Below are 7,190 nucleotides of genomic sequence, written 5' to 3'. Positions count from 1 at the left end.
CCGGGTTGACAGGCGTACTTCTCCTACTGGCGTTGGCTTACGGCCTGTGGCGTGGTAGCGGGCGGGCCCGGTTCTGGACGACCGTTTTCTCGACCTGCCGGCGGCGGGCACTGGTGGGTCCCGCACACCACGAGCCCGGAGTGTCGAGGTCCGGCGCACCTGTGCGCTGAGTGTCAGCGTGTCCGGCTGACGGACGAAATCCTCGGGTCTACGGAGTAGCGGCGGACGACGTCGGCGGCGTCGCCAGCGGTGGCACCGGGATCGGACAGCACCTCCAGGCACGGCGCGCGTCCAGGACCAGCAGCACCAGGGCAACCAGGTGTCCGCAGACGACAAGCGGCGGGCGGAGGTACGCCAGGATCCGTGCGACCATCGGAAGACCCTGCGTGATGTGACCGACTTCGACGAAGGCTCTGATCCGGCCCGACCGGCGAGCGGTGACGTGAGGAGGGGCAGGACATGGTTCAAGGCACCCGCGGCGAGCTGCTCGAACGGCTGGCTGAGGCAGTCGGGTCCGTTGCAGTCGCCCACCCGACGCGGGTTGCCGTCGACGGGCCGCCCGCCGCAGGCAAGACCACCCTCGCCGACGAGTTGGCCGTCGTCCTGCGCGCACAGGGCCGCGAGGTCATCCGCGCCACGATCGACGACTTCCTCTTCCCTCGGGCGCGGCGCTATCCACGCGGCGAGTACTCGGCCGAAGGCTGCTACCACGACACCCACGACTATCAGGCGCTGAAGCGGTTTCTACTCGACCCGCTGGGGCCGGGCGGAGATCGACGCTTCCAACCCGCGGTCTACGACAGCGCAACGGATGCCGTGCTGTCCCCGCCGGTCGTGACTGCACCGGCCGACGCCGTGCTCGTCTTCGACGGCGTCTTCCTGCTGCGCCGGGAACTGGTCGACCGGTGGGAGCTGCGCGTCTTCGTGTCGACGGCACTGGGGAAGACCGTGGACCGTGCCGTGGTCCGGGAGCGCCGGGTGTCGACCCGGGCTGACGTCGAACGGCGCTGGCGGGAGCGTTACATTCCCTCCCAGCAGCTCTACCTCGCCACGGCTCGGCCGACCCAGCACGCCGACATCGTCGTGCACAACGACGAGCCTCAGCGGCCGGCCTGGGAGACGCGGACGCACTGACCGCACTCATCCTGACTCTGGGCAGGCCGGTCCAGCGCACGGTAGGCGACCATGTCACCCAAGGTCGGGGTGTGGGGTTTCGACGTACTGGCCAAACGCCTCGCATCCTGTCTCCCCGAGGCGCTGGTGCGTCGGCGCTACCGTGAGTGCGTCAACCCCACCGAGGAGCGCCGCATGACCGCCGCACCGCGCAGGGCCGTACGCCGGGGTCTCATCGTCCTTCTCGTCCTGCTGGCGGTCACCGGCTGGACCTATGTCGCCATCGGTGACCGGTGGAAGAGCAACGTCGCCTTCTTCACCCTCGACGAGGGCGACAACTACCGGCTCCGGGTCACCGGTTCGTTCGATGTCCGTTGCGCCAAACTTGAGCGGGAGACGTTCTCCGACCCGTACGTCAACTGGCGGGAGGCGGGTAAGGACTGCGCCTGGCCCCGGGTGGCTGACGGCGACGGCTGGCTGGCCGGTGGGCGGGTCGAGCAGGTCCATTCGGAGCGTCTGGGCAGGCGACTGCCGGAGGTGATCCTCTACGGCATCGTGCCGGCCGCCGCCACGTCGATCCAGATCACCCTTGGCGACGGGACGCCACGCGAGGCGGCCACGATCGCGTCGGGTCACGACGCCTACCGGGTCTACGCCGTGTACGTACCCGATGCGGGCGACCGGGTCGAGGTCGTGTCGCTGCGGCTGCACGACGCGCAAGGCGGTGATCTGCGTGTCTACTAGCCGTTTCCGTACCGTGGTGGCCGCCGTGGTGGTGTTCGGTGGTCTTGCCGTGGTCGGCGGCCTCACCTGGGAGGGCTGGGACGGGCGGCGGCCGAGCGTGACCGGTCCCCGGTTACTCACCGAAGGCACGACCGGCGGCGTGAACTGGTCGGTGGTCCAGGTTCGGGAAAGCACCTGGGGCGAGTGTCTCTACCTGCGTCAGGACGGCGCGACAGTGGAACGCGCCTGCACCGAGTCCGGAGTTCTGCAGAACTACGAACTCAGCGTCCGTACGCTCCGCGGCGCCGCCGCCCCGATCATCTTCGGCGTGCTCCCCGCCGCTGCCGCCCGAGCCGAGGTGGCCGCGGACGGCGGAGATGTCCAGGCCCGCTTCCGCAACGCCGAACTGGTGCCTCTCGAGGTCCACGGCTCCGACGGGTCCAGGCGCTTCGTGGTGCAGGCCGCACCACCCGGCCCGGACTGGGCTGGCAGGAACTCGGTGTCAGTCGCCGTCCAGGACGCGGCGGGTCGGCCGCTCACCCCCCGCGACCTTCGGCCCCGCTAGTCGCCGGGGTGACAGGGCAGCTGGTTCGTGGCTACTGGTCACCGTGACTCTGCTCGCGGGTGCGCTTGATGCTGCCGACCTCGCCCTTGATCGGCAGCCAGTAGAAGGGGATGAACGCGATGACCACCACGAGGCCCACGACCGGATGAATAGCGCCTAGTGCGGTCCCGACGACGATCCAGAACGGCGCGGGGCGGAAGCGTCTGCTGATCGCCCGTGCGGTGTCGTCGTCGGTGGTGGAGGTCAGCAGGCGGCGGCCGTGCCTGGCGTACTCCCAGATCACGTTGAAGAGGATGGCGGCCACCACGTAGGTGGCTCCGTAGAAGATGAGTGCGGTGCGCTGGCCGTGGCCGGACTCGAACGCGTGGGCCAGGAGGGACGAGGCGAACGGCAGGAACGCGATCACCATCAGCAGCAGCGTGTTGAGCAGGAGCAGCATGCGGTCGGCGGAGCGGATGTGGTCGAACATGACGTGGTGGTTCACCCACATCTGCCCGATCAGCAGGAAGGTGATCGCGTACGCGAGGTAGGAAGGCCACAGTTCGGAGAGGCCGCGGAGCAGGTGCTCGGTGTCCTCCGGCGGCTGGATCTCCAGGACGAGCAGGGTAACGGCGATGGCGATGACCGCGTCACTGAAAGTGACTGCCCGCTTCGGATCTCGTTCCGCACCGATCGGGTTGCTGGCTCTGGTTGTGCCCTCGGTGGAGACGCCGCGAGCCGCGCGAAACCAGCGCATCAGCCTCCCCCACGGTGGTCACCCAAGAGCCCTTCCGGTGCCGCGGGTTCCCGCCGTCGCCGGAACCAAACCGGCCTGCGGGTCAGGCAGCGTCCTCCGCCGGGGACGAGTCGGCCTCAGCCGATGTGCAGCAGCAACACCTGGTGGTCGCTGAGGTCGGCGACGCAGTCGCGCAACAGCCGCAGCCCGTCCAGCCCGGCCGGGCCACTCTCCTCGAAGTCCATCCCCATCTCGGCGAAGTGGGCCGCCAGATCCTCGGCACGGTGCGCGCCGGGATCGAGCTGATCCAGTAACCCTGGTGCGGGAGTGATGAGCGTGGTCAGGCCGTACGCGCTGTTGATGGCCTCCGACTCGGCGTTGAACTCCGGCGGATCCAGGTCGATGCCGCGCTCCTCCAGATAGGTCAGGACATACAGCATGCAGTAGCCGGACCAGTCGTACTCCTGTCGCGCCCTGCGCCCGTGTTCGGCCAGGTACGCGCGGAACGACGACGGCGATGTGCGGGCCAGGCGGGCCAGCTCAAGGATGCCGTCCCTGGGGAGCACTGTCAGTGACGCGATGGCGGACAACGCATCCTCCGTCGGTTCAGGAGAGCACGCGGTAGGTGACGTGCAGGACCGCGCTCGCCGCCCGTGCCGTCACCTGTTCCAGTTTCAGCGACGGGACGCCGTCGAACAGCCGCACACCGGTGCCGAGGGTGAGCGGCACGATGTGCAGGCGCAGCTCGTCGACGAGGCCGGCGGCGAGGTACTGGTTGATGGTGGTCGCACCGCCGTGGATCAGGATGTCGCCGCCATCGGCCGCCGCACGGGCCCGCGTGAGCGCCGACTCGATCCCGTCGGTGACGAAGTGGAAGGTGGTGCCGCCCTCCATCGGCTGCGGCTCCCGTGCGTGATGGGTGAGCACGAACACCGGCTTGTGGAACGGTGGGTCGTCACCCCACCAGCCGTTCCACTGCCGATCCCATGCACCGCGTACCGGGCCGAACATGTTGCGCCCCATGATGACCGCCGACGCGTCGGTGATCTGGTCGAGCTCGGTCTGGTTCTCCTCGGCGGCGTCGAACATCCAGGCGTGCAGCCCACGGCCCCAGCCGTCACCGCCGTCGTCGCCGAACGGGCGTTCCTCGGTCTGGTTGAGCCCGGCCGAGTACCCGTCGGCGGAGATGGTCTGGTCGACGATCACCTTGCCGTTACGTGTGGTCACAGCGCTCTCCATCGACGACGTCTGGGCGGGAGATCAGCCTACGGGTGCCGAGACTCAGGCCGACCGTACCCAGCAACACCGCGCCGAGCAACACCATCGCGACGCGCCGCAGCCGACGGCTCATCAGCGCACCTCCCTGCCGCAGTGCGCTAGAGGGTAGCTCCCGGAGTCCGGTTCTGGTGCCCCCTGGATCGTGTCCAGTGCGCGACGATCGGATCGAGCATGCCGGGGCGGAGATTTAGCCTGATTCGGTGATCTCGATGGTTGGTACGGGCGTGCGGGTCAGGCTGCTCGGGCCGGTGGAGGTGGTCGTCGCCGGCGCTCCGCAGGCGGTTAACGGTGTACGGCGCAAGGCGGTTCTGGCCACGTTGGCATTGCACGCGGGCCGTGTCGTCAGCATCGACCGGCTCGTCGACGTGGTCTGGGGCGACCAGCTACCGGCCACCGCGGCGAACACGTTGCAACGCCACGTGTCCTACCTACGCGGGGTGCTCGGTGAGCCCGGGTCGATCGTGGCGCGCCAGCCGGGCTATCTGCTCGACACCGGGCCGGACTCCACTGACGTCCAGACCGCCGAGCGCCTCATCGAGCTGGCCCGGCGCTCGACCGACCCCAACGAGCAGGTGAAGCACCTGACGGCCGCAGTGGCACTGTGGCGGGGCCCACCGCTGGCCGACGTGGCCGGGTCGGCCTGGCTTGAGGAGCAGGCCGAACACCTGGCACGCCTACGGTTGGAGGCCGAACGGTCGCTCGCCGAGGCCCGGCTGTCCGTCGGTGAGCACGCCGGCCTCGTCCCCGGGTTGGAACGGCTCGTCCGACAACACCCCTTCGACGAGCACCTGCACGCGCAGCTGATGCTCGCCCTGTACCGCGACGGCCGGCAGGGCGAGGCGGTCGCCACGTACCGGCGGTTGCGCGACAACCTGCGGGAGAACCTCGGCCTCGACCCGGGTCCGCGGCTACGCGACCTGGAGTGCGCCATCCTGCGCCAGGACACCGCCATCGCCGCACCGGCCCCGGCGGCACCGACGCGGGTGGCGGCGCAACTGCCTCCTCCCGTACCCACGTTCACCGGACGCGACACGGAGCTCGCCGCCCTCGACGCGCTGATCGACCGGGGCGGCGCCGTCGTGGTGTCCGGGACGGCCGGCGTCGGCAAGACCGCCCTCGCCGTGCACTGGGCGCACCGCGCGGCCGAGCGCTTCCCCGACGGGCAGCTCTACGTCAACCTGCGCGGCTTCGACCCGGCGGCCCCACCAACCGAACCGGCGCGGGCCCTGCACGGTTTCCTTGAGGCGCTCGGCGTTCCGGTGGCCCGGATGCCCCGCGACCTGGACTCGATGGCGAGCTTGTACCGCACGACGGTGGCGGGCAAGCGACTGCTGGTGGTGCTGGACAACGCGCGCGACGCGGAGCAGGTCCGGCCGCTGCTGCCCGGCTCACCGGACTGCCTCGCCATCGTCACCAGCCGCGACCAGCTCATCCCGCTGGTCGTCACCGAAAGCGCCCAACCGGTGCCCCTGGACCTGCTGAGCCCCGGCGAGGCCCGCGACATGCTGGTCCGCCGGCTCGGGGAGCGCCAGGTCGCCGCCGAACCCGCCGCGGCCGACACCATCGCCGACCGGTGCGCCCGGCTGCCCATCGCCCTGGCCATCGTGGCCGCCAGAGCCGCCACCAACCGACACTTCTCGTTGGCCGCCGTCGCCGGCGAGCTGGGCGACCTGGACGCCTTCCGCGCAGGTGACGAGGCCACCGACGTACGGGCGGTCTTCTCCTGGTCGTGCCGGACGCTCAGCCCGGCCGCAGCCCGGCTGTTCCGGCTGCTGAGCCTGCATCCCGGCCCGGACGTCTCCGCCCCGGCCGTGGCCAGCCTGGCCGGCGTCGACGGGCAGGCGACCGGCCCGCTGCTCACCGAGCTGACCCGGGCGAATCTCTTCACCGAGCACACGTACGGGCGCTACGCGTTCCACGACCTGCTGCGCGCGTACGCCGCCGACCTGGCCGAGGAGACCGAGCCGCCGGCCGAGCGTCGAGCCGCCATCCACCGGCTGCTCGACCACTGCCTGCACACCGCTCACGCCGCCGACCTGGCACTGCACCCGCACTTCAGCGCGATCAGCCTTTCGCCACCCCGGGCGGGCGTGACGCCGGAACGCCCCAGGAGCCGATCGGCCGCCGCGGCGTGGTTCGCCACCGAGGTCCCCGTCCTGCTCGCCGCCGTGCCGCTCGCGGCGCGGTCCGGGTTCGAGGGACACGCCTGGCAGCTCGCCTGGACCATGGCCGGCTTTCTGCACCGGCAGGGGCACTGGCAGGACTGGCTCGGCACGCAACAGATCGCTCTGGCCGCCGCGTCCCGCATCGGGGACCAGGCGGGGCAGGGCCACGCGCACCGCAGCCTCGGTCTCGCCTGCTCCCGGCTCCGACGGTACGACGAGGCCGACGACCACCTGCGGCGCGCACTCGACCTGTTCACCGACGTCGGCGACGACGCCGGACGGGCGCACACCTGCCTGAACCTTGGTCAACTGGCCGAGCGGCAGGGGCAGCACCAGCAGGCGCTGCGCCATTCCCGGCGGGCGCTGACCCTGTTTCGGAGGGCCGGAAACCGGGCCGGGCAGGGGTACACCCTCAACGCGGTCGGTTGGCAGGAAGCGCTGCTCGGCAACTACCACAGTGCCCTCGAATCGTGCGGCCAGGCGCTGCGCATGTTGCAGGAGGTGGACGACGTCCAGGGGCAGGCCGACACCTGGGACAGCCTCGGCCACGCCCACCACCAGCTCGGCGACGACCGGCGGGCCATCGCCTGTTACGAGCACGCCCTCGAACTCTTCACACAGGTCAACGACA

The 7,190-nt window shown here is 70.5% G+C and carries 9 protein-coding genes; 4 read left to right on the top strand and 5 right to left on the bottom strand.

Translation table 11 applies throughout. The features are described 5' to 3' along the window. Window positions 1-208: 208 nt before the first annotated feature. Window positions 209-373, bottom strand: a complete 165-nt coding sequence (locus ABZ749_RS25470) for a hypothetical protein (RefSeq protein ID WP_357232061.1) — start codon at window positions 371-373, stop codon at window positions 209-211. 86 nt (window positions 374-459) lie between these two features. Here ABZ749_RS25470 and ABZ749_RS25465 point away from each other — a divergent pair, with 86 nt between their 5' ends. From ABZ749_RS25465 to ABZ749_RS25455, 3 genes are read left to right on the top strand one after another with little or no spacing between them, the layout of a single operon-like run. Next, window positions 460-1,134, top strand: a complete 675-nt coding sequence (locus tag ABZ749_RS25465; protein WP_357232058.1) for a uridylate kinase — start codon at window positions 460-462, stop codon at window positions 1,132-1,134. 51 nt (window positions 1,135-1,185) lie between these two features. Beyond that, entirely contained in the window at window positions 1,186-1,857 is a 672-nt protein-coding gene (locus tag ABZ749_RS25460; RefSeq protein ID WP_357232055.1) for a hypothetical protein, read from the top strand. Continuing rightward, a complete protein-coding gene (locus tag ABZ749_RS25455) occupies window positions 1,847-2,401 on the top strand; it encodes a hypothetical protein (protein WP_357232052.1) in 555 nt (184 codons plus the stop codon). Before ABZ749_RS25460 ends, ABZ749_RS25455 begins: the two co-directional genes overlap by 11 nt. A gap of 31 nt (window positions 2,402-2,432) precedes the next feature. On the opposite strand, the gene ABZ749_RS25450 is transcribed toward ABZ749_RS25455, so the two are convergent. The 4 genes from ABZ749_RS25450 to ABZ749_RS25435 all read right to left on the bottom strand — a co-directional run bounded on the left by ABZ749_RS25450 (window position 2,433) and on the right by ABZ749_RS25435 (window position 4,467). Then, window positions 2,433-3,137, bottom strand: a complete 705-nt coding sequence (locus ABZ749_RS25450) for a TMEM175 family protein (RefSeq protein ID WP_357232049.1) — start codon at window positions 3,135-3,137, stop codon at window positions 2,433-2,435. A gap of 116 nt (window positions 3,138-3,253) precedes the next feature. Beyond that, window positions 3,254-3,706 (bottom strand): hypothetical protein, encoded by a 453-nt coding sequence (locus ABZ749_RS25445; protein ID WP_357232046.1) that lies wholly within the window; start codon window positions 3,704-3,706, stop codon window positions 3,254-3,256. A gap of 16 nt (window positions 3,707-3,722) precedes the next feature. After that, entirely contained in the window at window positions 3,723-4,343 is a 621-nt protein-coding gene (locus ABZ749_RS25440; protein ID WP_357232043.1) for a dihydrofolate reductase family protein, read from the bottom strand. Next, the gene (locus ABZ749_RS25435) at window positions 4,330-4,467 is read right to left on the bottom strand and encodes a hypothetical protein (protein WP_357232040.1); all 138 of its coding nucleotides are present in this window, start codon (window positions 4,465-4,467) and stop codon (window positions 4,330-4,332) included. Before ABZ749_RS25435 ends, ABZ749_RS25440 begins: the two co-directional genes overlap by 14 nt. 136 nt (window positions 4,468-4,603) lie before the next feature. Between ABZ749_RS25435 and ABZ749_RS25430 the strand changes: the two genes are divergently transcribed. Beyond that, window positions 4,604-7,190, top strand: a 2,587-nt coding sequence (locus tag ABZ749_RS25430; RefSeq protein ID WP_357232064.1) for a BTAD domain-containing putative transcriptional regulator, incomplete at its 3' end; no start/stop codon positions are given.

It is taken from the genome of Micromonospora sp. NPDC047753 (genome assembly GCF_040642735.1).
Lineage (GTDB): Bacteria > Actinomycetota > Actinomycetes > Mycobacteriales > Micromonosporaceae > Micromonospora.
This window is presented reverse-complemented; position numbering and strand designations above follow the sequence as displayed.